We start from the raw sequence: 25,528 nt of genomic DNA, 5'->3' as shown, positions 1-25,528 counted from the left end.
CAGCCTTGCGGTTATGCAACCAGGGTGCGTGCTTCCTCCTGAATCCGCCGGGCATATCGGTTCAGGTGATACTCCATGTTGCCGAACAAGACATCGACGATCAGCATGCGCCGGTAGTGATGGCCGACCTTGTACTCATCGGTAATGCCATAACCGCCGTGCAGTTGAATGCCCTGCTGGGTGACGAATTTCCCGCTCCGGATAGTTTGGGCTTTGCAACCCGACACCTCCACACTGCGCGTTTCGCCATCCGCGGTCAGCGCGCGTAGCGCCCGATGCAACGTTGCCCTCGCCTGCATGGCATCGATTGCCATATCGGCAATCCGGTGCTGCAGTGCCTGAAAGCTGCCAATGGGAACGCCGAACTGCTTACGCGTCTTCAGGTATTCCGCTGTAAGGTCGACCGTATCGTCGATATCACCTACCAGCTCGGCACAACTCGCGACGATGGCTTCGTCGACGGCTGCCTGCAGGCCCGCAAGCACCGAACCGGGTGTGCCCAATACCGCTGTTGCATCAACGCTCACGTTGGCGAGGAGCAGATCGGCGGCAGGTGTGCCGTCGAGCAGGCGATACGGCTCAAGTGTCACACCAGGCGCACGCGGATCGACGATGAAGAGCGCGAGGCCGGAATCATCGCGCACGCCGCCAGCGACACGTGCAACGACGATCAGGCGATCCGCCGCCGGCGCGCCGACCACCAGGGTCTTGTGGCCATCGAGACGCCATGCACCATCCGCCATGAGCCGTGCTGTCGCGGCCACATGCGACACGACGCCTCTCGCTTCACGCTCGCTGTGCGCGACGGCAATCACCGTTTCGCCCGAGATGATCTCTGCCAGCAACGCGTCGCGTTGTTTGCCGCTCGCGCTACGGGTCACCAGCGCTGTGGGGAAGACGCCGCACATGACATAAGGCTCCAGTACCAGAGCACGCCCAAGCTGCTCCGCGATGAGCGCGCTTTCCACCGGCGTAAAGCCGGGACCACCGAATGCTTCGGGTACCGCGACGCCGAGCCAACCCATCTCGCCAAATGTGCGCCACATGTCGCGCGAAAAACCGTTTCCATGCGCCACCAGTTTGCGGCGATGCTTAAACGTATAGTCCTTTTGCACGAAGCGCTGTACGCTGTCCTGCAACATTTGCTGTTCGCCGCTCAGATCAAAGTTCATGCCGCGTCCTTTCCTGCCAGCCAGAGAAGTAATGTCGCGCCGATAAAGTCACCCGCGCTAGTGCATCCAGTCAGCCGTCACAGCCCGAACAGCCCCTTGGCGATGATGTTGCGCTGGATTTCGGCCGTACCGCCATAGATCGTGCAGGCGCGCCGGTAGAACACTTCAGCAGCAAGACCCGGCGCGTAATCCGGTCCCACGAAGGTTTGCCCCCGCAGCGCGTGTTCTTCGTTCGGATCGGCATAGAACACCGCGCCGTAATCGCCGATGACTTCAAGCAGCATCTCAGCAAACTTCTGATGCAACTCGGAACCACGCACCTTGAGCATCGAGCCGATGGCCATGCCGCCGCTACGCTCGTCCAGACCCTGATGCAGGATTTTCTGCACCGCCATGTCGATGGCAAGCACTTCGAGTTCGTATTGAGCGAGCCTCGCCGCGAACGTCAGATCTTCAATCTGAGGCACGCCGCCTGCGCGCTCACGCATCGCGTAGTGACGAATCTTGCGCAGATAGCGCTTCAGTGCCGGCGCTTCGGCGCCCAGGAAAGCGCGCTCATTGAACAGCAGGAACTTCGTGTAACCCCAGCCCTTGTTTTCTTCACCGATCAGGTTTTCCGCCGGCACGCGCACGTTGTCGTAGAACACTTCGGCGAGTTGGTTGCAACCGTCGAGGGTCGCAATCGGCCGGACAGTCACGCCCGGTGACTTCATATCGAGGAGCAGAAAGGAAATGCCCTTCTGCGGCTTGGCCTCTGAATCGGTGCGGACCAGCACGAAGTTCCACTGACCGTAGCCGCCAAAGCTGGTCCAGATTTTCTGACCGTTGACGACGTAGTGATCGCCGTCGCGAACGGCCGTCGTGCGCAGCGATGCAAGGTCGGAACCCGAGCCGGGCTCGGAAAAGCCCTGGGTCCAAAACACCTCGCCACGCTGGATCGGCGGCAGGAAACGACGCTTCTGCTCTTCGTTACCGAATTCGCAGATCACCGGCCCGACCAGCGACACACCCGCCTGATTCTGCGCAGGTGCGCCCGCCAGATAACACTCTTCCTCAAAGATATAGCGTTGGGCGGCAGTCCATTCCGTACCGCCGACGTCGGCCGGCCAGTGCGGCACGGACCAGCCGCGCGTTTCGTACAGGATACGGGTCCAGCGCAACGCATCGTCGTCACCCGCTAGAAAGCCTTGCTGGCCGCGCCAGGCGAGATCAGAAGGCAAATGCGCCTTCAGAAAATCCTGCACCTCTTTGCGGAAGGCTTTGTCCGCGGGATCGACGTGAAAATCCATCGTGTGGCTTCCTGTGGTTCAGTTCGTCAGGACTGGCTAGCCGCGCTCGCAGAGCGTGCGCTTCGCGCCACCAGCGTGCGCGGCGTCGGGACGGCCTCATACAGCTCAGCCACCACGTCGCGCCTCCGCGTGAGGACGTTGGCCTGACTGATGGCCCCCTTTGCGCTCAATTCACCGTTGTCGAGCGTCGGTGGCTCGCTTTCGAGCGCGATCCGCACAATCCGGCTCGAGCTGCCGCCTGAACGTGTCGCCAGCGTATCGAGCCCGTTCTGGAAATGCGCACGCACGCCCGCGCTGATGACGATCTGCTCCGCGTCCAGCGTTGGGTCAGACAGGTCGTCACACAATGCGCGGCACGCTTCCAGATCAGGAAACACCAGTGCAGTGAGAAAATCGCGATCATGACCGGCGATCACGACGTCACGCGCGTACGGTGACAACACGTTCAAGGCAGCGAGACGCAGTTCGGCCACGTTCACCCAGGTGCCAGAGGACAGTTTGAAGTTTTCGGCGAGGCGACCGTCGAAGCGCAGGCCCTTCTCCGGATGCTGCGGATCGATGAACGTGCCGGCGTCGCCTGAACAGAAATAGCCCTCCTCATCAAACGACGCGCGGGTCCGCTCAGGATCCTTCCAGTACCCTGGCGTCACACAATCGCCTGCATAGCGAATCTCCAGCTTCGCGCCCACCGGTACCACCTTGACCTTGACGCCGGGCACCGGAAGCCCGGCAATCGCTTCCCGCCTCGGGTCCCACGCTGCCGACATCGGCGTCGGGCCAGCTTCGGTGCCGCCCAGCCCTGACATGATCAGCACGCGCTGGCCGATCGTCTCCACAGCAAGCTCGTCGAACGCGGCCCAGATGTATTCCGGGAGACTGGCGCCGCCGTAGTAGATCAACGCCAGCTTGCTGAAGAAGTTCCGCCGCAACGCATCGTCGGCGCGCAGATGCGGAATCAGCGCCGCCAGCCCTTGAGGCGTATTCAGGTAGATGACCGGCGCGATTTCCCGCAATGCTTCAACCGTCGGACCAATCTGCTCAGGAGTGGGCTTGCCGGGATCCATGTAGTACGTCCCGCCGCCGTAGAGCACCATGCCGAAGTTATGCGTGCCGCCAAAGGTGTGATGCCACGGAAGCCAGTCGACCAGCATGGGTGGTGCATCCTGAAGAAAGGCGAAGGTCTGTGCGACCTGCTGCCGGTTGCTGCACAACATACGCTGCGAGTAAATTACGCCCTTCGGCGCTCCGGTCGTACCGGACGTGAACATGATCTTGCCCACCGTATCGGGGCCGACGTTGGCGAACGCCTCATCGACCGCAGCGGTAACGGGCGTCGCAAGCCAGTCGGAAAAGCGTGAGGCGGCGCGTCCTTCCGGCAGCGTGCCGCTCACCAGGCATTCGACCTCGCCGAACACTTCGCGCAGCGCCCGGCCGTAAAGCGCGCCATCGTCCGCAAACACCAGGCCCGGCGTGCACACCGCTGCGAGATGTTTCAGCTTGGAGAAGTCCTCGGACAGCAACGAATACGCTGACGTAACCGGGACATAGGGCACGCCGACATGCAGCGCGGCCAGCGCGAGAAGCGCATGTTCGAAACCGCGATCCGAGAGGATCATCAGCGGCTTGTCCGGCGACAGACCCCGGGCGAGCAACGCCTCGCCCAGCGCCCGTGCGCCGTCGAGCGCCTGCCGGTACGTCAAATACTCCCAGCTGGCGCCAGCGGCTGAGCGTCGCGCAAGCAGTGGCCGCTCAGGTGCGAGCGCGGCCCAATGCACCAACCGCTCAGTCAGACGTGTCGGATAGGGCTCCAGTGCTTCCTCCAGCTCGTAGACCACGCTCCCGTCAGGACGCTGTTCAATGGTTGCCTTTGTCCCGCCAAGGCGGAGCGGTCGAAATGGCATGTCCATCCAAGGGTCGTGTGAAGGTCGTCCTGCATTCATCTCCGCCATCCCGTCGTTAGCTTGTCCTGCTCGTGGGCTCACTACTCTATGCGCCATTTTCGAACTTCGTCGCGCCGCCCCTGATGCCCGCTACTCCTGAACAGTCGCGACCCGTTCACCCAGCACATCCTTGCAAGCCTTAAGCGCGATGCTCACTGCAGGAAAGCCGACGTACGGAATGGCATGCAGGACCACCTCTTCCAGTTCCTTCTCCGTCAAACCGTTCGCAAGTCCGATGCGGACATGATTGCTGAACTCCCAAGGCGTACGTTGTGCGATCAGCATGCCCAGCGTGACGAGGCTTCGCGAGCGGCGATCGAGGCCCGGCCGCGCCCATGCATCGCCAAACGCATTTTCAAGGGCGAGCGACGCCGCGTCGGCACCGAAGCCGCCGGATGCGGCGGCGGCATCCATTGCACCCAGAAATTCCTCCCCCAACATTTCACGAACCACCTGACGTCCCTTCTCACGACTTTCTGACACGATCTGCTCCTTGTTCGTCACCAAAAGTTGTACTCAACTCTCCCTTCAAGCTGCGCGCGCCGTTTCGCTACCAGCCTTGTCCATCATCGCGGCAAGCCGCGAGTGAATCAGATCGCGCGCCTGCGCAACCATGCGGGTCACGAGTTCCTCGCAGGTCGGAATATCGTGAATCAGGCCAATGGCCAGGCTCGCGGGAAACGTTCCATCGTCGGTGTCGCCGGTTTCGTAGACGCGCTTGCCGCGCTCGCCGCTCACGAGCGGCTTCAGGTCTGCGAAGGTCGTGCCCTGCTGGCTCTCCAGCTCGAGCACCTGTTCCGCCACGGCGTTACGGAAAATGCGCGACGTATTCTTAAGCGAGCGGAAAATCAGCGCGGTCTTGCGTTCATCATGCTCCGTCAACTGGCGCTTGACGTTGTCGTGGATCGGGGCTTCGCGCGTCGCCATGAAGCGCGTGCCCATATTGATGCCGTCCGCGCCGAGCGCGAGCGCCGCGACCATCCCGCGCGCATCGGCAATGCCGCCCGACGCGAGCATCGGAATGTGAAGCTGCGCCGCCGCAGCCGGCAGTAAGACAAGGTTCGGCACGTCGTCTTCGCCAGGGTGTCCCGCACATTCGAAACCGTCGACGCTGACTGCGTCGCAGCCAATCGCTTCCGCTTTCAAGGCATGACGCACTGACGTGCACTTGTGGATCACCTTGATACCGGCGGCCTTGAAAGCAGGCATATAGGGCTCAGGATTGCGTCCCGCCGTCTCGACGATTTTGACCCCGCTCTCGACAATGGCCTGCACATACTCGTCATACGGAACCGGCTTGATGGTCGGCAGGATAGTCAGGTTGACGGCAAAGGGTTCGCCTGTCATCGACCTTACGCGCCTGATCTCGGCGCGTAAGGCGTCGGGCGTCGGCTGTGTCAGCGCGGTGATGGTGCCGAGCGCGCCGGCATTCGATACCGCCGATGCCAGTTCGGCACGCCCCACCCACATCATGCCGCCCTGCACAATCGGATAGCGAATTCCCAGTAGCTCAGTGATGCGTGTCTTCATGCTCTAGCCTCCGTGAAGCGATCTCTTCCTCGCACGCCTACTGCTATCGGGCACAGAAAATCTGCCGAGGAAACACACGCCCAAACGTTCCTATTTACGAACGATGTACAATTATATACACTTTTCATCACCCTACCAACACTCGCCATGACGCGACCGGCCGTGACATGGCGATTCAACTTGGCTGTTGCTCTGCGGAGCATGGCTCGCGCCGGGAAACGTCAGGTCACGCACGGATTCAGGGAGGCTTAGTGAACAAGCGAGACGACATCGGCAACCCGCCAGTCTCTGCCAGGCCATCGCAGGCAGAAGCGGAAGAAGCAGTTCGAACACTCATCAGATGGGCTGGGGACGATCCATTGCGGGAAGGACTCCTGCAAACGCCTGGGCGAGTCACGCGTGCCTATACGGAGTTTTTTTCGGGTTATCTTTCGGACCCCATGGAGATCCTGGCCACGACGTTCTCCGAGGTCGATGGCTACGACGAGATGGTCGTGTTGAAGGACATCCGTTTCGAAAGCTATTGTGAGCATCACATGGTGCCGATCATTGGACGCGCCCATGTCGCGTATTTGCCAGAGCATCGGGTGGTGGGTATTTCAAAGCTGGCACGGCTCGTCGATACGTACGCGAAGCGGTTACAGATTCAGGAAAAGATGACCGTGCAGATCGCGGATGCGCTAGACACGGTATTGCAGCCCAAAGGCGTCGGCGTGATTCTGGAGGCTGCGCATCAATGCATGAGCACGCGTGGCGTACACAAGCCCGGAACCTCGTTGGTGACAAGCCGGATGCTCGGCGCGTTTCGCGAAGACCCGTCGACTCGCCGGGAGCTTCTGTCGATCATTGGCAATAGCACGACGGCGCCGCTACCCAACACCTGAATGACGATGTCGACCTGACGGGTCGACGCCGTGATTAAACACCATGGGATGCCGCGCCAACTGGTGCTCACGATGGTATCCGGAAGCCAGGTCGACAAATTCATCTGGATTGCCAACAAATGTGCCGTGTTCGTCGATCGCGTCAGCGACGATAGGCCGACAGCGTCAACTGCCGATCCATCCGGTCGACACCGCGGCAGTAGCGCTGAATGCAGTCGAGAATCGCCTGTCGGTCCAGCAACTCCGGCAGCCTCTACGCCAGTTCCGGCGTCATGGTCCCGCGCTCAACTGAGCACCGCGATGAAGAATACGGCTGCGCCGATCAGCGCACCGAGAAAGCAATATCCCTCGTTCTGGCTGTCTTCAGCACGCTGCCCGCGTCGCACGAGGCAACTGATCACACCGAAGAACGCCGCACCGCCCAGCACGACGAAAGCCATGGCAACGTCGAAGATCGCCGAGCGGCCGAGTTCCTCCATCCGCCAGTCGCGTATCAGCAGATAGACGGCTGCCGCGACGATAGACAGGAGTAGGAGCGGGAACATCACACGCCGCTCGTCACTGGAAAATTTGTGTGTAAGGCGAGTCATGGGTGTTCTCCTCCGAGGGTCTCTGCTGGACTCAACGTGCCGCCATTGAGTTGCCTGCTTCGCAAGCGAAGCACGCTGACCTTGCGAATCAGCGAGGTCAATCGCGAGGGTGCAGCGACTGCGGTTGTGGGACTCGCCTTGCAAACGTCTTCGCATGGTGGCCCCGCGTCGACACACTGGGCTTCAGAATGAAGCGAGTAATCGGCGAGCGAGCCGCATAAATCGCTATACAGGAGATACATCGTTTGTCTCCAATCGGGCGGGGCCTGGTGGATGCTCATGAGGCACCTCTTGACGTTCATCGTAGGCGAGGACGTTCTGATATGCAACTATCCGTTCAATTATTCGCGTCAGTGTTTTCACTACCTGTTTGAGTGCCGCCACGCGCGCAAAAACCACCTCAGCCCCCGCTCCGGCGCGGACCAGGATGCATCTCACGTCGATGCTGGACGCCGCGCCCTCAGAGACAGCGCAACGATATTCGCACCACGTTGGCACATAAAAAATCCCCGGCACCGTACTACCGGTTCCGGGGACGAACGGACACCATGCATAGGCTTCACATGCTGTTCACCACACGAATAACGTCGCCCGGCCTATCGCGGCAGGCGTGGCCGGTTATTCCGGCATCTTTCAGGAGACCTGGAACCCTCCGTCGACGGCGAGCAACTGCCCGGTGACATAATCGGCAGCAGGAGACGCGAAGAACAGCACGGCGCTTGCGATGTCAGCGGCCACGCCAATGCGGCCCAAGGGCATGCGCCCCGGTTGCGTGATCGGCCCGTGTGCCTGATGCACTTTCGTCGATGCCGCGGCGCCTTCGGTTGCAACGCCGCCCGGAAGCACGGCATTGACACGGATCCGGTCCGCCGCGAATTCGAGCGCGGCGACCTTCGTCAGATTGTTCACTCCGGCCTTTGACGCGCCGTAATCGCCATTGTCAAAAATCACTGGCTGCAGAGAGGCGACCGAAGAAATATTGATGATCGAACCGCCAGCCTTGCCTGCCCGCATCCGCTTGACAGCCTCGCGCATGCACAGGAACGTTCCACGCAGATTGACCCGCAATACCCGGTCCCATTTCTCCGCCGACGTATCGACGAAGCTCGTCTTCGGATAGATTCCCGCGTTGTTCACCAGCACGTCGAGCCGGCCGAGTCTAGCGTGCACTGTCTCGAACATCGCAACGATCGACACTTCGTCACCGATATCGACGCCCACCGCGATCGCCTTACCCGATGCCTTTTCGATCTGCCCGACCGTTTGCTGAGCCCCTTCTTCATTCAGATCAGCCGCGACGACGAGCGCGCCTGCCGACGCCAGCAACAGCGCCGTTTCTCGCCCGATACCAGACCCTGCTCCGGTCACCAGCGCAACTCGCCCGTCCAGATTAAACAGGCTCGCCACATTCAATGTATTCACTGCTCCTCCTATTGCCCGCAACGCGAACGGTTATTTTGTGAACGTCATTCACGAAAGTAAACGCCTCATTCGATGTTGTCAATACAGAGGAAATCCCGGTGGGCGCACGACGGGCATGAGTTGGCCCGGCCTGGATGCACAGGTCTGGGATATGTCGCCTGTACCCGACCCAGGGGAGGAAGGGAGCCCGCGAGTCGATGCAGCGTGGACAAGGCGCAACCCGATGCTTGCGCTATGCACGGTCCCGGTGGCGACTAGAACCGTATATCGGCAGCGGTTCGTTCGGTCCGGACGAACCGCTCACGGTTGCGCGGTGTCCGACAGATCGCGAATGATATCGAGCATCGCGCGATGATAGGGTTTATGCGGACGATCGGTCCAGATCAGAGAAACTTCAGTACTGAATGTCGGCGATAGATCTTCGATATCGACGAAGGTCACGCCCTGCACTGGGAGATGCCTCGCCGAATCCAGCATCAGCCCGACGCCGAGCTCATTCGCCACGAGATTGAGCATCGTGTAAGGATGACGGGCTTGCTGCGTGACTTTGGGGGACACGTCGGCATCGCGCCGGGCAGCCTCGAGCGCGGCGAACACGGGCTGGGAGATCTGCTGCGGAAACATGATGAGTGGATACGCAGCGAGATCCGTCAGGCTGACTCGGGTCTGCTGTGCGAGCGGCCAGTTCGCGGGCACGGCGGCGACCATGCCTAAACGTTCGATGACGACGCTTTCCAGTTCCGCGACCTGGGCGACGCTGGTAACCACGACGCCAAGATCAATGCTCCCATTCTTCACACTGGCCGCGGTCAGCGCGCTGCCCCGCTCGAGCAGACGGACATCGACGCCGGGCCACTGCTTGTGAAGCGCGTGCATGGCGAGCGGCATGATGCGCATCGCACACATCGGCACGAACGCGATACTGAGGCTGGCCAGTTCATCCGCCGCCTGACGTACCCTTCGCTCGGCCAGATCCGCCTGGGCCAGCAGCGGCTTCGCCTCTGCCATCAACGCCGCGCCAGCGGCGGTCAGCGAGACCCCGCGTGGCGTACGCTCGAGCAATTTGATGCCGAGCGATTCCTCCAGACGCATGATGGACTGGCTGAGCGGCGGCTGGGCCATGCCAAGCCGTGCTGCCGCGCGACCAAAATGCTGGGTCTCGGCGACCGCGACGAAATGCCGGAGGTGACGCAATTCCATGGCGCGATATCGAGTCGATATGGGGAGTTGACGAAAGAATATCGCTTTTGCGGTTTCGCGGCGAGGTGCGATTGTGTCGTGGCACCGGCAGATGCCCCGCTCGGACAACGACGCTTCAACGTCTGCCGGGATGAGCCATCTCTCCCAGCGAGCGCACCCATATAATGCAACAAATAGTTGCATTATTGCAGCCCTCGAACTAGGATAGTAATGAGCGATGAGTTCATATACGAACATCGCGACGCCTGACGTAACACAGACCGGTGGCCTGCGGCAACGCAGAACTATGCAAACAGGAGACAGGATCGGCCCGCTTCGGCGAGTTTCCAGAACTCATTGAATCCGATTGTCTGACAGAAGAGCAGTCGCACTTTTCAGCGAGTCTCTACCGGTTCGCCAGCGACCACCTGCAATGGTCTCCCCAGCCAATCCGCGAGCCTGACCGATCCTTCGATGGCATGACCACGCTGATGAGGCGTGCAGCGAGAGACGAAATTGGTTGAAGGAGAACGACATGCATACCGGTGAGAGGTCCCTGCGCGTATTGGTTGAAAAGTGGTTTTGGACCGATTCGGCAATGACAGTGCGCGTGATGGAATGCAGCCGCACTCCATCGGATCGCAGGCGCTACGTGCGCGTTGGTACATTTGGACCCCAAGGATATCTGGCCATCGTCTTCTTCCGACACGATGACGGATCGTGGAACGTTTTCCCACCAAACACGAACATGCCAGCGATGCGTGCTTGCCGGCTTGCGGCGTGAGCGGTTCATCGCCCACCTCAATACCGGCTACGATACCTGTTGCGCGTGAGTCAGGAGAGCGGCGTCGGCATTTACCACGCGAGGCCTTGCCGCTTTCTGCGGTAGCGGCAAGTCGTTTTGCGAGTCCGAGTAAAACCCTAACGAAAGGAAATCATGGCCGCCGGGGATACGGTGAAATACATACCGTCTGCGATTATGTCGTCGACCTGAGCTCATTTGCGACACTGCACGCCAGACAATGGAAGTTTGCGTCGCACCGGGATAGAGCCAAAGCGGGCAACACCTTCAGCGATCGCCGAGCGGATCGTGTGGAAGGTTTGACTCGTTGCAAGCACGGCCGGCTCGTCGTCAGAATTGCTCCAAACAAGCAGGAAACGCGTGCGCTGCTGATTGTCACGCACCTGCAATTCACCACGAGGGAGCGGCGAATTTCCAGTTTTCGGGGAATCGACTAAAATAGCCAACCTCAAATGAAAGTGGCGGCCGCGCGCTGCGGCGTTACGCCTATCGAATATCTTGAGAGATTCGTTGAAACAGGAGCAACAAGAGAGACCGTTAGCTTCCCGGCCTGCGCGAACGGACTGATCGCTAGAATTTAGATGCCGGGCATGGAGATAAACTGCGGAAGAGCCTTAACACGCTCGATCCAACTCAGTACGTTTGGGTAGAGCGAAAGGTCGATACCGCCCTCACCAGCCAAAGCCGTGTATGGAAAACAGGCAATATCCGCGATGGTCGGATGGCCAAGTTCCAGCCATTCCCTATCCGCCAGATGATCATTCAAGATGCCAAAGACGCGTTCGGCGCCGGCTTGGAGCTTTTCCAGATCCAACGGATATTAAGTATCTTGACGAGTCGCGCACCAGCAGAATTCATAATTTCTCCGCCGCCCGTTGCCAGCCACTGCGCTACGCGGCCAGCACTTGCCGCATCCTCTGGAAACCACTGGCCACTGCCGTCATATTTCTTCGCCAGGTAGATGAGGATGGCCTGTGCGTCACGCAAACGCAGGTCTTCGTCCTCCAGGATTGGAATTTCGCCAAAGGGATTCAGTTTGAGATAGCTCTCGTTCTTGTGCTCTTTGCTGACGAAGTCGACCGGCTGCTTTTCGTACTCTACCCCGAGGATGTTGAGGAAAAGCCGAATCTTGTAGCAGCTACCGGACAGCTCAAAGTCGTACAGTCGGATCATGTGAAGCTCCTTTGTTTAACAGCAACCTGAAGTTTCGAGGTGATCCATTCGCTCATCGCAGAAGTTCGGCATGAAACCCGATGTGATCCTCGATGAAAGTTGAGATGAAGTAATACCCGTGGTCGTAGCCTACATGTCGACGCAACGTCAGCGGCTGTCCCGCGGCCTTGCAGGCGGCTTCGAACACATCCGGGTTCAACTGCTCCGCGAGGAACTGATCCGCCAGCCCCTGATCGACCAGAATCCCCTCAGCGAACTTGCGCTTTGCGTGGGCGACCAGCTCGCTCGAGTCGTACTGCCGCCACGCTTCACGATCTTCGCCCAGATACCCGCTGAACGCCTTCACGCCCCACGGACACTGTGAAGGCGCGGCAATCGGTGCGAACGCCGACACCGACCGATAGATCCCGGGGTTGCGCAGCGCCAGCATCAACGCGCCATGTCCCCCCATCGAATGCCCGAAGATGCCCAGACGCGCACCGTCCACCGGCAGATTCGCGAGCACTGTTTCGCGCAGTTCATCGCGCACATACGAGTACATCCGATAGTGCTTTGCCCACGGCTGCTGCGTCGCGTTGACGTAAAAGCCCGCCCCCACACCGAAGTCCCACGCCGCGCTTTCGCCCGGCACGCCCGCACCGCGCGGACTGGTGTCCGGCGCGATCAGCGCGATGCCGTGCTGTGCCGCGAAGCGCTGTGCGCCCGCCTTGACCGGAAAGGTTTCTTCCGTACAGGTCAGACCCGCGAGATAGAACAGCGCGGGCACATTCGCATTGGTCTGCAAGGCCTGCGGCGGCAGATACACCGAGAAGCGCATCGGCAGACCGATGGTCTGCGAGTCATGCCGGTAGATCCGCTGCTCGCCGCCATGGCAGGCATGCGACGACAAGAGTTCAAGCATCGCGAGGCTCCTTTCTGTCTTAGCCCAGTGCCGTATTAGTACAGCACGACCGAGCGGATCGACTCGCCCTTCTTCATCAGATCGAAGCCTTCGTTGATGCGCTCAAGCGGCAGACGGTGCGTGATCAGGTCGTCGATGTTGATCTTGCCTTCCATGTACCAGTCGACGATCTTCGGCACGTCCGTGCGGCCGCGTGCGCCGCCGAATGCCGAGCCTTTCCACTCGCGGCCCGTCACCAGCTGGAACGGACGCGTGCTGATCTCCTCGCCCGCTGCCGCCACGCCGATGATGAACGACTGCCCCCAGCCCTTGTGCGTGCACTCCAGCGCCTGGCGCATTACCCTGGTGTTGCCGATGCACTCGAACGAATAGTCCGCGCCGCCATCGGTGAGTTGCACGATGTGGTCAACCACGTTTTCGACTTCGTTCGGGTTGATGAAGTGCGTCATGCCGAACTTCTTTGCGAGTTCGACGCGGCCCGGATTGATGTCGACGCCGATGATCCTGTCCGCGCCGACCATCTTCGCGCCCTGGATCACATTCAGGCCGATGCCGCCGAGACCGAACACCACCACGTTCGCGCCCGCTTCCACTTTCGCCGAATACACGACCGCGCCGACGCCCGTCGTCACGCCGCAGCCGATGTAGCAGATCTTGTCGAACGGCGCGTCTTCACGCACCTTCGCGACCGCGATTTCGGGCACCACGATGTAGTTCGAAAACGTCGACGTGCCCATGTAGTGAAACAGCGGCTTGCCATCCAGAGAGAAACGCGACGTTGCATCAGGCATCAAACCCTTGCCCTGCGTCGCGCGGATCGCCTGGCAGAGATTGGTCTTGCGCGACAGGCAGAATTTGCACTGGCGGCATTCCGGCGTGTAGAGCGGAATCACGTGATCGCCCTTCTTCAGCGTGCCGACACCCGGGCCGACATCGACGATCACGCCCGCGCCTTCGTGACCGAGAATCGCCGGGAAGAGGCCTTCCGGGTCGGCGCCCGAGAGCGTGTAGTAGTCGGTGTGACAGATGCCCGTCGCCTTTACTTCGATCAGCACTTCACCGGCGCGCGGGCCTTCCAGATCCACTTCTTCGATCGTCAACGGGGCGCCGGCTTTCCAGGCGATTGCTGCTTTGGTTTTCATAAAAAATATCCTGAGCAATGTCAATTCAATCAATGAGTCACAACTCTAAGCCGGCCAAACTCTCGGCAAAGATTTGACACGGATTGCCGACAAGAATTGGAGATTCACTGTGTTCGTAGCGGCAGCAACTTCCAAACCGTGGAAAGAGCGCGTACGACCGGCGCGTCGCCCTTCAGAACATCGTTCTCCATGTGAAGCGCGACGTTACACAAATTCCTCACCTTCATGCGAAGATCCGCATCGTGTACCTCGCCGGCAAGTCGATTAATCAGTTCAGGATCGAGGGGGCGAACGTCTCCCCAATCGAAGTCGATGCCAGAAGAAAGATCCTCGCGCACCGCTTGTACCGTCACCGCAAACTCATCGCCGCTTAGACCGAGCGAGGGGGCGATCGTGACTCGCGCAATAGCAGTGACTTCCTCCGCTCCAAACTCGGCGTCGGCTAGCATCGAGATAATGACAATTCGAGCCATCGCCGCCGGGCTATCACATTCGTATGAACGCACGGTAAACAAGCTCCTTGAGAACAAGCAGATCCATAAAGAACACAGGACGAAAACTACGAACCCAAACTAGTCAACTCCGGGTGAACGTCAACCGCATAGGGCCTTGTTCGCAATTTCTCGAGAGGTAGATGACACAGGATCGTGTGGTAGTCACTCGCAACGCGTTCCGGCGGCCGAACCATCTCGCATACCTCACCGAGTTTGCGCGGGCATACAGCCTGAAAGATGCAACCGGACGTGTGGAGCACGGTAGTACGCGATTCGGCCGTTGTCCGGCTACCACCGCAGGATCGATCTCTATCTTCGATGTTCGGCATCGCCGCGAGCAGCATCTCCGTGTACGGGTGCTGATATTCGGAGAAGAGTGCTTCGCTCGGACCAATCTGAACCAGCGTTCCGCGATACATCACTGCTATCCGGTCCGACAGGTAACGCACCACGTTGAGATCATGCGAGATGAAGAGATAGCTGACGCGGCGCTCTGCTTGCAAATCGACAAGTAGATTCAGGATGGCCGCCTGCACCGAGACATCCAACGCCGACGTCGGTTCATCGCAAACGACGAGGTCGGGGTTCCCTGCGAACGCGCGCGCAATCGCTACCCGCTGCTTGAGTCCCCCCGAGAGCTGGGAGGGTCGCGCAAAAAAATGCCTCTCGCCCAGCCGCACCCCTTCGGCAAGCTCGGTGAAGCGGCGCTCGCGCGCACTGCCTTTGAGCCCCGCCAGACGCCCCAGTGCGCGTCCGACCATACCGTGCACGCTATGCGAGCGATTCAATGCGGAGGCCGGATTCTGGAACACCATCTGCACGGCCTTGATCTGGTCGCGGCGACGCTTTCGTGTAGGACAAACGAGTGGCTCGCCTCGCAACTGCAGTTCGCTTCGATCATCGAAGGACGACAGGCCAACCATCGACTTGGCAAGTGTCGATTTGCCACTACCCGATTCACCCACCAGTCCAAGCGTTTCGCCAGGCCACAAATCGAACGACACATTGTCAAGCGCATTGACGCGATGCCCCCCGTCACAAAAGTCTTTGAGAGGTTAATCGCGCGCAGCACCGGCGGTCCGCTGCGATCAATTTCCGTTGGTCCGGGGCCCGCCACCGGCGGCTTCAACAACATTGAGGCGGCGCGTTCGACGTAGTAGCAACGGCTTCCTCGACCAGCGCCTGCCCCAGTGGGTGTAGCGTCCCGGAAAACCATCTCCGGCGGTGTGGTCCGGCAGCGTTCGTCGGCGAGCGCGCAGCGATCAGCGAATACACAACCTGGCAAAGCGGCGCCTATGGGCGGCAGGAAGCCCTGAATTGTTTCAAGCCGGTTGCGGCCCTTGCGGAAGTCAGCACGAGGCAGGCATCGCAATAACCCAACCGTGTAGGGATGGTGCGGACTATCCAGCACATCCCGAGCCGGCCCTTCTTCAACGAGCGTTCCTGCGTACAGAACTCCGACGCGGTCGCACAACCGTGCGACGACGGCGAGATTGTGGCTGATGAACAGGACGGATGTACCGAACTCCTGCCGAAGGTGAGCGATCAGATCGATTACACCAGCCTCGACTGTTGCGTCGAGTCCGGTTGTCGGTTCGTCGAGGACTAGCAGCGACGGCTCCTTCGCCAGAGCCATTGCAATAATCACCCGTTGTTGCATCCCTCCGGAGAGTTGATGCGGATAGGCATCCATGACGCGTGACGGCATAGCGATCTGCACTCTTTCCAGCATCGAAAGCGCACGTTCCTTCGCCTGTCTGCGGCCTACCCCTGTGACTTCGAACACTTCGCTGAGAAGTCGCCCAACCTTGATAGCAGGGTTCAACGCGCGGCCCGGATCCTGGTAAACCATTGAGACAGCGTGCTGTCTCAAGTCCTGCAACGCCGCTGCATCGGCACGGAGCACGTCGGTCCCGTTGAGCATCACACGCCCAGCGTTGACGACCCCGTTGCGCGGCAGATATCGAACCGCAGCCAGCGCAGCAGTCGATTTGCCGCATCCAGACTCCCCAACAAGACCATATGCCTCGCCCTTACGTATCGTCAGGTCGAGTCCACGCAGTACCGCCAGCCGGCGTCCGCGTACGACATAGTCCACATGCAGGTTCTCGATGCGGAGTACCTCGGTATTGTCGGTTGTCGTTTTAGCAATCGTGACGATAAAGCTCCCTCGACACCATCCGCCATCAGGTTGACGCCGACAACCAGCGAGGCGGTCGCAAGCCCGTCAAATACGACTGTCCACCAATACCCGCCGGCCAGCAGACCATAACTCTCCGATACCGCGAGCCCCCAGTCAGGGGACGGCGGCTGGATTCCGAAGCCGAGGAAACTGAGTGACGCAACGGTAAAAATCGCATAGCCAAGTCTCACCGCCGCTTCGACAATGATCGGGGCGCTGACGTTCGGCAGTATCTCGATGAACATGATGTAGAGCGAGTTCTCGCCACGCATCTGGGCTGCGCTGACGTATTCGAGCGAGCGCTCCGAGAGAACTGCGGCGTGGACAGTGCGCGCAATGCTGGGCGCGAATACGACACCGATCACAATCACAACAGTGACATTTGACGGTCCGATGGCAACGAGTGCCAGCAGGGCAACCACAACGACAGGCAGTGCCAGGAGAGCTTCGATAACACGGCTCATCATGACCTCGACGATCCCGCCGAAATAGGCTGTCGTTAGTCCACCGACCGTCCCGAGCATGACGCCCAGGAGCGTCGCAAGTGGAGCGACGATCAGGACGTCGCGAGCACCGACAATGACACGCGAAAACACATCGCGCCCAAGTTGGTCGGTGCCGAACCAGTGTTGCGGCGAGATCGGAGAAAGCACATTCAGCATATCGGTGGCTAACGGATCATAGGGCGTCAGGTGACTGCCGAACGTCGCGCAGCAGACCCAAAAGGCAAGGATTAGCGCCCCCACGATAAGAGTCGGTGAGCGTAGCAACACGAAGCTTCTGGGTCGCCGGCTCAAGCTGTTGCGCCGGGTCGACAGGAGCGCTGTTGCTTGCGTAATTTGGGTCATGAGCGAGCTCCCGAGCGAATCCGAGGATTGAGGGCCACGTACAGAATGTCGGCGAGCAGCATCGATATCGTGTAGATCAGGCCAATGCAAAGTACACCCGCTTCGAGCATTGGAAAGTCCTTGGCACGCGCCGCGGTATAGATCAGCCCGCCGATCCCGTTATAGTGAAAGATGGTTTCGACGATGATTAAGCCTCCAATCAGGTAGCCAACCTGCGTTGCGACGACGCTGATGCTCGGCAACAGCGCATTGCGCAGCGCGTGACGCCAGATGACGGTTCTGAATGGGAGCCCCATCAGCACGGCAGTGCGGACATAATCCGAGTCGAGTACTTCGACCATTCCTGCTCTGGCCATTCTTGCGAGGTACCCGAACAACGAAAACACAAACGGCATGGCAGGAAGTAGAAGGTAATGAATCTGCGTCAATACGCCTGCGTCCGGTGGCCAGACGGCCGAGACCGGTAGCAGATTCAGCCAGACACCCAACACCAGGATCAGGCAGATTGACGAGACAAACTCAGGAATGACCGATGCTGTCAAACCACCGATCGAAATGAGACGATCGACCACTCGCCCGACCCGCAGTGCGGCCCACACACCACCGGCAATGCCAAGCGGTACGACAATGACGAGCGCCACCGCTGCAAGCTTGAGTGAGTTCACTAAAGCATCGCCGAGAAAATTGCTCACCGGCGCGCCGTACGAGTACGATTGCCCGAGATCGCCTTGAAGCAGTTTGCCGATCCAGGATACGTATTGCACGACGAGCGGGCGATCAACACCGAGTTGATGATTAAGTACGGCCACCGCTTGCGCGTCAGCGAGTGGGCCGAGCATGGTGCGGCCGACGTCCCCCGGCAAAACCTGAGCGCCGGCGAACACGATCAGGCTTAGCAGCCAGAGTGTGACGAGCGCGAGGAACAGCCGCCAGACTAGAACTTGAAGCATGTTGCGCATTGCATTCCCTCTTTTGGGTGTGTCGCCGCCCCCTCTCAGGAGAATGACGCACCGTTCAGGAACAACTGGTTGTTGGCCGTCGGGACCACCCCGCTAAGGTTCGGAGTCGTCGCAGTAATGAAATTTGAGAAATAGCCGTATATGACGGGTGTCTCATCCTGCAACAGTCGTTCGATCTTTCCGGCCACTGCGCGCTGGGCGCCAAGGTCAAGTGTTGCGATGTACTGCGCGACAAGTTGATCGTACTCGGGGCTCTTGAAGTGGGCCGCGTTCCAGCCCCCTGTAGAGGTCAATTCGGACACAAGCAGATTAGGAACGCCTCGATGCGAATAGTCGGTGATGCCCAGTGGCGAATCAAGCCAGTCGGATTGCCCGAAAACAGCCTTTCCGTAATAGCTATCCTGGCTTTCCACCTTCAAATTGATCGCGATGCCGATCTGTCGGGCAGAGTCCTGAATGACCTGGGCATAGGCAGGTATCTCGATGTATTGCTCGGTGGTTAGCGTTGTCGAAAAACCGTTTGCGAGGCCAGCTTCTGCCATCAACTGCCTGGCCTTCGCAAGATCCTGCTTACGCTGGGCAACACTGTGATCGCTCGACGGAAAGATCGGTGCAAACGGGTGGTCGTTGCCGATGTCAGCCATGCCGCCCAACAACCCCTTGATGATGCCCTCCCGATTCAGACTCAAGGCCAATGCCTGACGCACTCGTTTATCTTTGAACGGGCCGGCGTCACAGCGCATATGCACCTGATTGTTCCAACTCGACTTGACGGTGATCAGACGCACGGCGGGATTGTGGATCAGCGCCTGGCCGCCTTGGACCGGTACCTGAGCCACAATGTCCACCTGCCGCCCCTGCATGGCGAGCATCTGCGACTGGAAGTCGGCATAGAAGCTGAACGTGGTCCGGTCTACGAGCGCCTTCTTGCCCCAGTAATCTGGATTGCGAACGAACGATGCACTGACTTTTGGCGTGAATTTTTCCAGCTTGAACGGACCCGTACCAACGAACGTCTTCTCGTAGTTGCCCGAATAGCTTCGCGGCAAAATGATCGCGTTGTAGTTGTCCGACGAGACGTAATACGGGAAGTTTCCGTTCGGTCCGTCGAGATGGAAAACCACCGTGTAGTCGTCGACCTTCCTGGTATTGCCTTTCGATAGCGTTCCCGCGAACGCCGTAAGTGCGTTTGACGAATTTTTTGGGTCGGTCAGCCGGTCGAAGGTCGCAACGATGTCGTCCGCGGTCATCGAACTACCATCATGAAACTTGACGCCTCGGCGAATCTTGAACGTCCATGCGCTGCCATCGGTGTTCGGCGACCAGCTTTCGGCGAGTGCGGGCTCAAGGACCAATTGAGGATTGTCGTTGATCAGATATTCGCCCGTTTGCTGCAGCAGCGTCGCGGACGAGCCATCGGCCGAGAGGACCGGATCGATTGCCGCCGCCGGCGTTGTGAGTGCGATCCGGATCGTCCCACCGGGTTTACCGGCTGCTAGTGCCTTCGGGGACTCCGTGAGTCCGAATGCACCGAGCGCTGCACTAATGGCCGGGATACCCACACCGAACACGCTGCCAAAACGCAAGAAGTCTCGTCGACTGATGTGGGAGGCGGCGAATTCATCAATGACATGGTTTTGCTGCGACGTCAGGCCGCGTCGGATGACGTCGAGCCTTTGCTGGTTCACATGAAGCTTTTTCATGGTTAGAGTCCGAAGCGTTGATTAGGGAGGAAAACCAGGCGATCTATCCAGACAGATGAAATCGCCAGCATGGGTTGATCAATATGTCCGGTCAATCCAAAGACTAGTTAGCGAAAACACCTGACGCTGATGCACTCACGCGAGCGACTCGCCGATCATCACGTTGTCGGTCCGGGTACTCCTCCAATAGCAGCGTTTTGATACGTTCCAGGTCGAGCGCGAGTGGGCGGTCGTCATCGTAACTTTCCACCAGAGAGCGAACCCGGCGGAACAAGGCGTGCGTTGCGGACGCGAGTTCGTTTCGGTCGAAAAATTCTGCCGCCTGTGTCGCACAAACGAGTTCTATGCTGAGGATATAAGCGAAGTTCTCGACAATGCTCAACGCTTTCAAGCTGGCCGGGGTAGCATGGGCGAGATGATCTTCCTGCAACGCCGAACTAATCCCGTTATCGGGACTTGCGGGGGCTGCCAGACGCCGGTTCTCGCTGACCAGCGCGCTTGCCGTATATTGAGCGATCATCAGCCCGGAACGCACCCCTTCCTCCGCAACGAGGAAAGCCGGTAGGCCACTGACAAGCGGATTCACCATCCGATCGAGTCTCCGTTCCGCAAGCGCCGCGACTTCCGCAATGGCAATGGCGAGTGTGTCCATCGCAATACCCACCCCCGCGGCGACTGCGTTGGCCTCCATCCTGACAATCGGAGTTCCGGATGTGCCAAAAACCACGGGGTTATCGGTCACGGAATCAAGCTCCCGCTGCACGACGCTTGACGTATGTAAACGCGTCTCGTGCGGCACCGTGCACGTGCGGAATCGCTCGCACCGATAGCGCATCCTGCGTCCGACTACCACCCGCATTGAGCAACCGTTTGCTGTCTCCAAGGTACGCGCGCAGGACGGCAGCCGTGTCATTCAGGCCCGGCGATCGGTGGAGTTCCTTCGATTCCTCGGCATAGTTAGCGAGTTGGCCGGACAATGCCTCAAAGGAGAGGGCCGCAATCGCATCCGCCCAGTCGAGCAGGTGTTCGCCACGGGCCAGCGCCAAAGAAGCCAGTCCAGTCGCACACGGCGAACCGTTGACGAGACTCAGGCCCTCCTTGGCATCAAGAACGAGGGGCGTCCTACCGAGACGGGTGAATGCCTCAGACGCAGGCAACACCTCATCGCCGATCCGGGCGAAACCTTCGCCGATCAGCACCGCACTGATATGGGCCATATGAACGAGATAGCCGACGGATCCCTTCGAGGGGACGACCGGCGTACAGCCCTCGTTTAGCAGCAAAAGGAGATGATCGACCACCTCAATGCGCACACCCGAATATCCGTGGGCAAAGTTGTTGACCTGCGCCGCGATAATTGCGCGTGTTTCCGCGATGCCAAGCGGCGCGCCAACAGCGGCTGAATGACTCATGACGACATTGCGCGACATCTGACGCTGCTTGTCGCGGTCAATCCGCACATTCTGGAATGCGCCAACGCCAGTGTTTAATCCGTAGCTTCGGATATCACGAGCGACAACCGCGTCAACGATCTTTCGCGCAGCGATCACGCGGGCACGGGCCGACTCCGACAGTTTCAAACGCGCACCATCCGCGATTTCCGCTATCTCGCTCCACGTAAGCGAGTTTTCCAAAGTTATAGTTCGCATCAGTGACCCATAGATGGAGGCGGACGAGGCATGTTCGACCGTGCCGGCACGGTTGCGCAATTACGACTTCAAAGCCCGGCAACCCAAGAAAACTGCCTGAACAAGCGATTTACGAGGCAGCGCCAGCGTCTGTACCGCCGGTCCAGACAACGGGAAACCAGTCTTCTCGCAGTCGGTCGCCGTCGGCCATGCCGTGCCCGGGAAACGGCGGCGAGGTTTTACCTGGTCGGCTCGCATAGCGGGCGTCATCCCCGATCCAGCGCAGAGAAATCACGCGTCTGCGAGCCGTCGTCGTGTTTCCGCGCGCGCCATGAGCGGTGCGAAAATTGAACAGCACAGCGTCGCCTGGCTCCATTTCCCACTCTAGGACACGCGTTCCTTCCTCGTTGTCGGGATCAGGTACGTCCCGGTATTTGTCTTCCCCGCCGTAGAAGCTGCTGTCATCAACCCAATGGACCGGGCGAATCATTTTGCTCCAGCGATGCGAGCCCGCGACCAGGCGGAGGGTCGCTTCCTTGACCGGGTCGACCGGTATCCAGAAGCTAACCGATTGTTCGCCGCTTAAAAAATAGTAAGGAATGTCCTGATGCCAGGGCGTCGCCTTTTGCGTGCCCGCTTCCTTGACCAGGACATGGTCGTGGAAGAACTGCGCGGTCTTCGAACCCATTACTTTTGCGGCGACCGCCGCTGCCGGCGAGTTCATAACGGCATCCCGAAATTCGGGTATGCGCTGCCAGTTGCAGTAGTCGTCAAAGAACTTGCCCGGCTTGCCGCTAGCAATGTCAGATCCGTAGATGCCGGGCTCCTTCATATTGCGTTCGATACCTGCTGCAAGCGTTGGTACCCAATCGGCAAAGATGCCTCGCAAGCAGATTGCACCGTCGCGTGCGAACGCCGAAACCTGATCTTCAGTGATAGAGAAATTAGAGGTTGAGGTAGTCATGTGAGGTGTCTCCGTGTTGGCATGACTGATCATCAGTAGCGATTATTCGCGTGTAAAATAATAAGATCGTATTTTTCAAATAGGAAAATCTTATGAGACTGACCCTGCGTCAGATGCGATACGCGCTTGCCGCCGGTCGTCACGAAAACCTGACATTGGCGGGCAACGAACTGAATGTCTCGCAGCCGTCTATCTCAGTCGCGATAACCCAGATCGAAGACGTGATGGGTCAGCCGCTGTTCGTGCGGCAACGCGGCGCTGGTGTCAGCCTGACTCCGTTCGGTCGCGCCGTGTTGACCCGGGCCGCGCGAATCGTCGCCGAAATGGAAGAGCTTGAGGGCCTTGCCTTTGACGAGGACGCGCTTGTCGGCGAGGTGAACGTCGGCTGCTTCGAAGACCTTGCTCCGTATTGCGCGCCCGCCCTACTGCACCGCCTGAAGGAACGCCATCCGCACATCCGTGCGACTGTGCGTGAAGAATCGTTTCATGCACTCGGTCGAAGGCTGGTCGAAGGCGCAATCGACATTGCGCTGACCTATAACATCGCCCTTCCGCCCGACGTCGAGGTCGAGGTACTCCGTACGTTGGAGCCATACGCGTTATTGCCGGCCGATCATCCGCTGACTCGCGGCAAATCCGTCAGCCTTGCTGAACTGGCGCGCTACTCGCTGGTGTTGAGCGACCAGGAAGACAGCTGGAAATACATTTTGAGCTTGTTCCAACTCCACGACCTGTCTCCGTCTGTATTAGGGAAAATGCGTTCTTTCGAGATGCAGCGAAGCATGGTGGCGAACGGTTTCGGCGTGGCGATCGCCTACACAAGTCCGTTCGGTGATTACGCGTACGATGGAAAACCGCTGGTTCATAGGCCGATCACCGATCGTTTGCCACTACAGCAAGTGCTGGTTGCCTACGACGCCAGGCGACCACTCTCCCGTGCAGCTCGTGGTTTCATTTCAGAAGCCCAAGAGTGGTTCTCGGCGCGTTGTCAAGTTGATGAGTTTGAGACAAGGCGATGACAGGTGATCCCGTTGTTCAAAAAATCCGTCGATGGATTTTGGGCGAGTTCACAGAATTCGCGCGACGCGACGAAGCGTTCGCCGCGCAGTGTGACGTACATCTCGTCAAGATGCCAAGTACCACTCGGCTTGCGGCGCGCCGCTTTCACCCAGTGAGCGAAGCCGCCGCCGAACTTATTGCACCAGCAATGGATCAACTCATACGTCACGATTATGCCGCGCTCAAAAAGCAACTCCTCGATGTCACGCAAGCTCAACTGGAAGCGGGAGTACCAGCGCATCACGCAACCAACGACGCCGGCTGGAAAACGCTGGCCTTGATGGAGCGTTTTCGGTTTCTTCATCATGCAGTCTTACGCGACCAACTCCGCAACCTGACAAAGCCATCATAGCCGACTGCCTTATCGTGACGGAACCCTCGTTTCCTACCGCCCACCCTGGATTCACTCGCCCAGATAAGCCGCCCGAACCTTCGGATCATCGAGCATCTGCTTCGCGTCACCGGACATCGTGACCAGACCCGAGTCCATCACGTAGCCGCGATTCGCCGCCTGCAAGGCGAGACGCGCATTCTGCTCGACCAGCAGCACAGTCATGCCTTCCGCTGAGATCGACCGCACCACTTCGAAGATCTTCTCGACCATGATCGGCGACAGACCCATCGACGGCTCATCCAGCAACAACAGCTTCGGCTTGCTGATGATCGCGCGCGCCATTGCCAGCATCTGCTGCTCGCCGCCGGACAACGTGCCCGCGTACTGCGTCGCGCGTTCCTTCAGGCGCGGGAAGAAGCCGAACATGCGATCGACGTCCGCCTTGATGCCGTCCGTGTCGTTACGCAGATAAGCGCCCATCTGCATGTTTTCGACGATCGACATGCGCGCGAAAATACCGCGGCCTTCCGGCACCATAGCCAGACCGCGCTTGAGAAGTTCGTGCGCCGGGATGCCGTTGATCGACTGGCCCATGTACTCGATGTCGCCTGCCGAGTACGGCTTCAGACCCGTGATCGCCTTCATCGTCGTGGTCTTGCCCGCGCCGTTCGCGCCGATCAGCGTCACCAGTTCGCCCTGCGCGACTTCGAGGTCGATGCCCTTGACTGCCTGGATGCCGCCGTAATTAACCTGCAGGCCCTTGATTTTCAACATTGCCGTAGCCATTAGTGGACCCCCGCACCCAGATAAGCTTCGATCACCTTCGGATCCTTCTGCACGTCTGAAGGCAGACCTTGCGCAATCACCTTGCCGTAGTCGAGCACCGTCATCTGGTTGCACAGACCCATCACCAGTTTCACGTCGTGCTCGATCAGGAGAATCGTCTTGCCGTCGCTGCGGATCTTGTCGAGCAGCTTGGTCAGTTCGACCTTTTCCGTTGCGTTCATGCCGGCAGCCGGTTCATCCAGTGCGAGCAGCTTCGGATCCGTTGCCAGCGCGCGGGCGATTTCCAGGCGGCGCTGGTGACCGTACGACAGATTGCGCGACGTGTAGTCCGCGTACTGCGCAATGCCGACGTATTCCAGCAGTTCGACTGCGCGTTCCTTGATCTCGCGCTCTTCCTTGCGCTCGGCCGGCGTCTGGAATACCGCGCCGATCAGGCCGTGCTTCGTGCGCACGTGGCGCCCCACCATCACGTTTTCCAACGCGGTCATGCCGCCGAACAAACGGATGTTCTGGAACGTACGCGCAATACCCGCCTTCGCCACCTGAT

24 protein-coding genes and 4 pseudogenes are annotated in these 25,528 nt (G+C 59.4%); 4 read left to right on the top strand and 24 right to left on the bottom strand.

From position 1 onward, the window contains the following. Nucleotides 1-11: 11 nt before the first annotated feature. The 5 genes from GNZ13_RS04655 to GNZ13_RS04635 all read right to left on the bottom strand — a co-directional run bounded on the left by GNZ13_RS04655 (nucleotide 12) and on the right by GNZ13_RS04635 (nucleotide 5,931). On the bottom strand, nucleotides 12-1,172 hold the full coding sequence (locus GNZ13_RS04655; RefSeq protein WP_172160918.1) for an acyl-CoA dehydrogenase family protein: 1,161 nt from the start codon (nucleotides 1,170-1,172) through the stop codon (nucleotides 12-14). A gap of 77 nt (nucleotides 1,173-1,249) precedes the next feature. Continuing rightward, nucleotides 1,250-2,461, bottom strand: coding sequence for an acyl-CoA dehydrogenase family protein (locus GNZ13_RS04650; RefSeq protein WP_172160915.1), 1,212 nt, complete (start codon nucleotides 2,459-2,461; stop codon nucleotides 1,250-1,252). A gap of 26 nt (nucleotides 2,462-2,487) precedes the next feature. Further along, complete coding sequence (locus GNZ13_RS04645) at nucleotides 2,488-4,401, bottom strand: AMP-binding protein (protein ID WP_268959132.1); 1,914 nt, start codon at nucleotides 4,399-4,401, stop codon at nucleotides 2,488-2,490. A gap of 90 nt (nucleotides 4,402-4,491) precedes the next feature. After that, a complete protein-coding gene (locus GNZ13_RS04640) occupies nucleotides 4,492-4,884 on the bottom strand; it encodes a carboxymuconolactone decarboxylase family protein (RefSeq protein WP_328807180.1) in 393 nt (130 codons plus the stop codon). Between the two features lie 45 nt (nucleotides 4,885-4,929). Further along, complete coding sequence (locus GNZ13_RS04635; protein WP_172160911.1) at nucleotides 4,930-5,931, bottom strand: NAD(P)H-dependent flavin oxidoreductase; 1,002 nt, start codon at nucleotides 5,929-5,931, stop codon at nucleotides 4,930-4,932. A 251-nt stretch (nucleotides 5,932-6,182) separates the two neighbouring features. Here GNZ13_RS04635 and folE point away from each other — a divergent pair, with 251 nt between their 5' ends. Beyond that, entirely contained in the window at nucleotides 6,183-6,815 is a 633-nt protein-coding gene (folE, locus tag GNZ13_RS04630) for a GTP cyclohydrolase I FolE (protein ID WP_328807179.1), read from the top strand. A gap of 284 nt (nucleotides 6,816-7,099) precedes the next feature. Here the strand turns inward: folE and GNZ13_RS04625 are convergent, their stop codons facing one another. The 3 genes from GNZ13_RS04625 to GNZ13_RS04615 all read right to left on the bottom strand — a co-directional run bounded on the left by GNZ13_RS04625 (nucleotide 7,100) and on the right by GNZ13_RS04615 (nucleotide 10,027). Further along, nucleotides 7,100-7,405: a hypothetical protein gene (locus GNZ13_RS04625; protein ID WP_172160907.1), complete on the bottom strand. Its 306-nt coding sequence runs from the start codon at nucleotides 7,403-7,405 to the stop codon at nucleotides 7,100-7,102. A gap of 633 nt (nucleotides 7,406-8,038) precedes the next feature. Further along, entirely contained in the window at nucleotides 8,039-8,827 is a 789-nt protein-coding gene (locus GNZ13_RS04620) for an SDR family NAD(P)-dependent oxidoreductase (protein WP_172160905.1), read from the bottom strand. Nucleotides 8,828-9,127: 300 nt separating this feature from the next. Further along, nucleotides 9,128-10,027: a LysR family transcriptional regulator gene (locus GNZ13_RS04615; RefSeq protein ID WP_172160904.1), complete on the bottom strand. Its 900-nt coding sequence runs from the start codon at nucleotides 10,025-10,027 to the stop codon at nucleotides 9,128-9,130. A gap of 699 nt (nucleotides 10,028-10,726) precedes the next feature. Here GNZ13_RS04615 and GNZ13_RS04610 point away from each other — a divergent pair. Further along, the gene (locus GNZ13_RS04610; RefSeq protein WP_172160902.1) at nucleotides 10,727-11,245 is read left to right on the top strand and encodes a hypothetical protein; all 519 of its coding nucleotides are present in this window, start codon (nucleotides 10,727-10,729) and stop codon (nucleotides 11,243-11,245) included. A gap of 140 nt (nucleotides 11,246-11,385) precedes the next feature. Here the strand turns inward: GNZ13_RS04610 and GNZ13_RS52030 are convergent, their stop codons facing one another. From GNZ13_RS52030 to GNZ13_RS52020, 7 genes and pseudogenes are all read right to left on the bottom strand, one after another. Continuing rightward, nucleotides 11,386-11,574, bottom strand: coding sequence for a glutathione S-transferase family protein (locus GNZ13_RS52030; RefSeq protein ID WP_236001809.1), 189 nt, complete (start codon nucleotides 11,572-11,574; stop codon nucleotides 11,386-11,388). After that, the gene (locus GNZ13_RS04605) at nucleotides 11,571-11,981 is read right to left on the bottom strand and encodes a glutathione S-transferase N-terminal domain-containing protein (protein WP_236001808.1); all 411 of its coding nucleotides are present in this window, start codon (nucleotides 11,979-11,981) and stop codon (nucleotides 11,571-11,573) included. Before GNZ13_RS04605 ends, GNZ13_RS52030 begins: the two co-directional genes overlap by 4 nt. Before the next feature lie 52 nt (nucleotides 11,982-12,033). Beyond that, complete coding sequence (fghA, locus tag GNZ13_RS04600) at nucleotides 12,034-12,882, bottom strand: S-formylglutathione hydrolase (RefSeq protein ID WP_172160900.1); 849 nt, start codon at nucleotides 12,880-12,882, stop codon at nucleotides 12,034-12,036. A 35-nt stretch (nucleotides 12,883-12,917) separates the two neighbouring features. Then, nucleotides 12,918-14,024, bottom strand: coding sequence for an S-(hydroxymethyl)glutathione dehydrogenase/class III alcohol dehydrogenase (locus tag GNZ13_RS04595; protein WP_172160898.1), 1,107 nt, complete (start codon nucleotides 14,022-14,024; stop codon nucleotides 12,918-12,920). A gap of 104 nt (nucleotides 14,025-14,128) precedes the next feature. Next, a complete protein-coding gene (locus GNZ13_RS04590; RefSeq protein WP_172160896.1) occupies nucleotides 14,129-14,530 on the bottom strand; it encodes a hypothetical protein in 402 nt (133 codons plus the stop codon). Between the two features lie 53 nt (nucleotides 14,531-14,583). Further along, complete coding sequence (locus GNZ13_RS52025) at nucleotides 14,584-15,522, bottom strand: ABC transporter ATP-binding protein (RefSeq protein WP_328807178.1); 939 nt, start codon at nucleotides 15,520-15,522, stop codon at nucleotides 14,584-14,586. A 266-nt stretch (nucleotides 15,523-15,788) separates the two neighbouring features. Continuing rightward, nucleotides 15,789-15,929 (bottom strand): annotated as a pseudogene (locus GNZ13_RS52020) (ABC transporter ATP-binding protein); the annotation flags it as partial. Here GNZ13_RS52020 and GNZ13_RS52015 point away from each other — a divergent pair. Next, entirely contained in the window at nucleotides 15,909-16,127 is a 219-nt protein-coding gene (locus GNZ13_RS52015; protein ID WP_236001814.1) for a hypothetical protein, read from the top strand. The pseudogene GNZ13_RS52020 and the gene GNZ13_RS52015 sit on opposite strands and share 21 nt — an antisense overlap. Before the next feature lie 36 nt (nucleotides 16,128-16,163). Here the strand turns inward: GNZ13_RS52015 and GNZ13_RS52010 are convergent. The 6 genes and pseudogenes from GNZ13_RS52010 to GNZ13_RS04560 all read right to left on the bottom strand — a co-directional run. Continuing rightward, nucleotides 16,164-16,616 (bottom strand): annotated as a pseudogene (locus GNZ13_RS52010) (ATP-binding cassette domain-containing protein); the annotation flags it as partial. After that, on the bottom strand, nucleotides 16,562-17,548 hold the full coding sequence (locus GNZ13_RS04580; protein WP_172160894.1) for an ABC transporter permease: 987 nt from the start codon (nucleotides 17,546-17,548) through the stop codon (nucleotides 16,562-16,564). The gene GNZ13_RS04580 and the pseudogene GNZ13_RS52010, both read right to left, overlap by 55 nt. Beyond that, the gene (locus GNZ13_RS04575) at nucleotides 17,545-18,498 is read right to left on the bottom strand and encodes an ABC transporter permease (protein ID WP_236001806.1); all 954 of its coding nucleotides are present in this window, start codon (nucleotides 18,496-18,498) and stop codon (nucleotides 17,545-17,547) included. The genes GNZ13_RS04580 and GNZ13_RS04575 overlap by 4 nt, the downstream gene beginning before the upstream one ends. 44 nt (nucleotides 18,499-18,542) lie before the next feature. Next, entirely contained in the window at nucleotides 18,543-20,210 is a 1,668-nt protein-coding gene (locus GNZ13_RS04570) for an ABC transporter substrate-binding protein (RefSeq protein WP_172160890.1), read from the bottom strand. Nucleotides 20,211-20,313: 103 nt separating this feature from the next. Continuing rightward, a pseudogene (locus GNZ13_RS04565) lies at nucleotides 20,314-21,859 on the bottom strand (HAL/PAL/TAL family ammonia-lyase). A 109-nt stretch (nucleotides 21,860-21,968) separates the two neighbouring features. Next, nucleotides 21,969-22,802, bottom strand: coding sequence for a phytanoyl-CoA dioxygenase family protein (locus tag GNZ13_RS04560; RefSeq protein WP_172160888.1), 834 nt, complete (start codon nucleotides 22,800-22,802; stop codon nucleotides 21,969-21,971). Between the two features lie 92 nt (nucleotides 22,803-22,894). On the opposite strand from GNZ13_RS04560, the gene GNZ13_RS04555 reads away from it, so the two are divergent. Further along, on the top strand, nucleotides 22,895-23,821 hold the full coding sequence (locus tag GNZ13_RS04555) for a LysR family transcriptional regulator (protein ID WP_172160886.1): 927 nt from the start codon (nucleotides 22,895-22,897) through the stop codon (nucleotides 23,819-23,821). A 59-nt stretch (nucleotides 23,822-23,880) separates the two neighbouring features. Here the strand turns inward: GNZ13_RS04555 and GNZ13_RS04550 are convergent. The 3 genes and pseudogenes from GNZ13_RS04550 to GNZ13_RS04540 form a co-directional block, all read right to left on the bottom strand. After that, a pseudogene (locus GNZ13_RS04550) lies at nucleotides 23,881-24,165 on the bottom strand (IS6 family transposase); the annotation flags it as partial. 99 nt (nucleotides 24,166-24,264) lie between these two features. Beyond that, nucleotides 24,265-24,981 carry an ABC transporter ATP-binding protein gene (locus GNZ13_RS04545; protein ID WP_172160884.1) on the bottom strand — a complete coding sequence of 239 codons (717 nt, stop codon included), beginning with the start codon at nucleotides 24,979-24,981 and terminating at the stop codon, nucleotides 24,265-24,267. Continuing rightward, nucleotides 24,981-25,528 (bottom strand): ABC transporter ATP-binding protein (locus tag GNZ13_RS04540; protein ID WP_172160882.1); only part of this gene is annotated, 548 nt, incomplete at its 5' end. The genes GNZ13_RS04540 and GNZ13_RS04545, both read right to left, overlap by 1 nt.

Origin of the sequence: Paraburkholderia elongata, from assembly GCF_013177735.1 — a bacterium.
GTDB lineage: Bacteria > Pseudomonadota > Gammaproteobacteria > Burkholderiales > Burkholderiaceae > Paraburkholderia > Paraburkholderia elongata.
This window is presented reverse-complemented; position numbering and strand designations above follow the sequence as displayed.

What these genes read in the sequence shown, in the direction of transcription:
- fghA (WP_172160900.1), bottom strand. Translation starts at nt 12,882, where the DNA reads ATGCTTGAACTCTTGTCGTCGCATGCCTGCCATGGCGGCGAGCAGCGG.
- GNZ13_RS04580 (WP_172160894.1), bottom strand. Translation starts at nt 17,548, where the DNA reads ATGACCCAAATTACGCAAGCAACAGCGCTCCTGTCGACCCGGCGCAAC.
- GNZ13_RS52015 (WP_236001814.1), top strand. Translation starts at nt 15,909, where the DNA reads ATGGTGCGGACTATCCAGCACATCCCGAGCCGGCCCTTCTTCAACGAG.
- GNZ13_RS04595 (WP_172160898.1), bottom strand. Translation starts at nt 14,024, where the DNA reads ATGAAAACCAAAGCAGCAATCGCCTGGAAAGCCGGCGCCCCGTTGACG.
- GNZ13_RS04575 (WP_236001806.1), bottom strand. Translation starts at nt 18,498, where the DNA reads ATGCTTCAAGTTCTAGTCTGGCGGCTGTTCCTCGCGCTCGTCACACTC.
- GNZ13_RS04625 (WP_172160907.1), bottom strand. Translation starts at nt 7,405, where the DNA reads ATGACTCGCCTTACACACAAATTTTCCAGTGACGAGCGGCGTGTGATG.
- GNZ13_RS04645 (WP_268959132.1), bottom strand. Translation starts at nt 4,401, where the DNA reads ATGAATGCAGGACGACCTTCACACGACCCTTGGATGGACATGCCATTT.
- GNZ13_RS04655 (WP_172160918.1), bottom strand. Translation starts at nt 1,172, where the DNA reads ATGAACTTTGATCTGAGCGGCGAACAGCAAATGTTGCAGGACAGCGTA.
- GNZ13_RS04615 (WP_172160904.1), bottom strand. Translation starts at nt 10,027, where the DNA reads ATGGAATTGCGTCACCTCCGGCATTTCGTCGCGGTCGCCGAGACCCAG.
- GNZ13_RS04545 (WP_172160884.1), bottom strand. Translation starts at nt 24,981, where the DNA reads ATGGCTACGGCAATGTTGAAAATCAAGGGCCTGCAGGTTAATTACGGC.
- GNZ13_RS04560 (WP_172160888.1), bottom strand. Translation starts at nt 22,802, where the DNA reads ATGACTACCTCAACCTCTAATTTCTCTATCACTGAAGATCAGGTTTCG.
- GNZ13_RS04570 (WP_172160890.1), bottom strand. Translation starts at nt 20,210, where the DNA reads ATGAAAAAGCTTCATGTGAACCAGCAAAGGCTCGACGTCATCCGACGC.
- GNZ13_RS04555 (WP_172160886.1), top strand. Translation starts at nt 22,895, where the DNA reads ATGAGACTGACCCTGCGTCAGATGCGATACGCGCTTGCCGCCGGTCGT.
- GNZ13_RS04605 (WP_236001808.1), bottom strand. Translation starts at nt 11,981, where the DNA reads ATGATCCGACTGTACGACTTTGAGCTGTCCGGTAGCTGCTACAAGATT.
- GNZ13_RS04635 (WP_172160911.1), bottom strand. Translation starts at nt 5,931, where the DNA reads ATGAAGACACGCATCACTGAGCTACTGGGAATTCGCTATCCGATTGTG.
- GNZ13_RS04650 (WP_172160915.1), bottom strand. Translation starts at nt 2,461, where the DNA reads ATGGATTTTCACGTCGATCCCGCGGACAAAGCCTTCCGCAAAGAGGTG.